Origin of the sequence: Amycolatopsis echigonensis, from assembly GCF_014174495.1 — a bacterium.
GTDB classification, from domain to species: domain Bacteria; phylum Actinomycetota; class Actinomycetes; order Mycobacteriales; family Pseudonocardiaceae; genus Amycolatopsis; species Amycolatopsis echigonensis.
Genome location: NZ_JACJHR010000218.1, coordinates 1 through 1,452 on the forward strand (window position 1 = coordinate 1; position 1,452 = coordinate 1,452).

1 protein-coding gene is annotated in these 1,452 nt (G+C 67.3%); it reads right to left on the minus strand.

From position 1 onward, the window contains the following. Positions 1-32: 32 nt before the first annotated feature. Entirely contained in the window at positions 33-1,385 is a 1,353-nt protein-coding gene (locus H5411_RS46365) for an IS30 family transposase (RefSeq protein ID WP_183128010.1), read from the minus strand. Positions 1,386-1,452 lie beyond the last annotated feature (67 nt).

A 1,452-nucleotide genomic window follows, 5' to 3' on the forward strand; every position in this document is an offset into this window, starting at 1 on the left:
GCTTGGGTTCAACCGGTCGTCGCAACACCGGTTTATTGGAATGACAATAGCAGTTCGTTGAGTGTCTCAGCGGGGGTCTTCCAACTGAGTGTCTTGCGGGGCCTGCTATTGAGAGTGGTAGCAACGGCGTCGAGTTCGTCGCGGCTCCAGCGAGACAGATCGGTGCCCTTGGGAAAGTACTGGCGCAGCAAGCCATTGGTGTTCTCGTTGGTGCCGCGCTGCCAGGGGCTGTGCGGGTCGGCGAAGTAGACCTCGATGCCGGTGTCGATGCGCAGCTGGGCGTGCTGGGCCATCTCCTTGCCGCGGTCCCAGGTCAAAGATCGGCGCAGCTGTTCGGGCAAGGTGGCGATGGTCGAAGCGATCGCGTCTCGGACAGCCTCGGCGCCGCGGCCGGCCAGGGCGGGGCCGTTCTTCACACGCGGTTCGACGCCGTGACTGTCCATGCGGGGCAGGTGCAGCAGCATCGTGAACCTGGTGGTCCGCTCGACCAGCGTGCCGATCGCGGAGCTGTCCAAGCCGATGATCAGGTCTCCCTCCCAGTGCCCGGGAACCGCGCGGTCTGCGGCCTCGGCCGGGCGCTGGCTGATCATCACCTCGGGCGTGACCATCCCGTCGGCGCGTTTGCGGGCGCGAGAACGGGGAACCCGCAGCGCTCGGCCGGTGCGCAGGCACGCGACCAGCTCGCGTTTGAGCGCGCCGCGGCTTTGAACGTAGAGCGCCTGGTAGATCGCTTCGTGCGAGATGCGCATGGCTTCATCATCCGGGAAGTCCGCCTTCAGCCGGTGGGAGATCTGCTCCGGGCTCCACGCGTTGGCCCATCGCCGGTCCTGGCGCCGTGGCTTGTTCCGGCCCTTCCACGGCGCTGTCCCCGGCCCCGTCACCGGTGTCCCGCCCGGGCGCCGGACCTGGCCCGCAAGCCGCTCCTGCACGTAGTCGTGCAACGGCTCGTTGGCGACGAGTTTCGCTGTCTTGGGACGCCGTGCCAGCAACTCTGCTTTCCATTGCGCGACCGAGGCTCGATAGTCGAGCTTGCCTGCGCGAGTTGCGGCGTTGCGCCGGACTTCCCGGGAGATCGTCGAGGGGTCGCGGTCCAGCTGGCGGGCGATCTCTCTCACTCCTGCGCCCTGGGCTTTGAGCAGAGCGATCTCTTCCCGCTCCTCAAAGGACAGATACCGCCCTGACAGCGGAGCGAGCATGAACGTCGGCATGCCGCCACGTTCCCGGAACCACCGGCTGCCGGCAGCCTGCGACACGCCGACCGCGAGCGCGGCATCCTCGCTCGTGAGCCCTCTGGCGATCTCGCGCCAGAACAGCCGCTCCACGTCCCGTCGAAGCGACGGTGCACCCGGCGACTTCATCGCCGACCTGCCCGTCAACGCCTTCATCCACCCCGCTGGCCTGCCCATCAACACCTCCACGATCGAGGTGTTGCGACGACCGGTTGAATCCGCC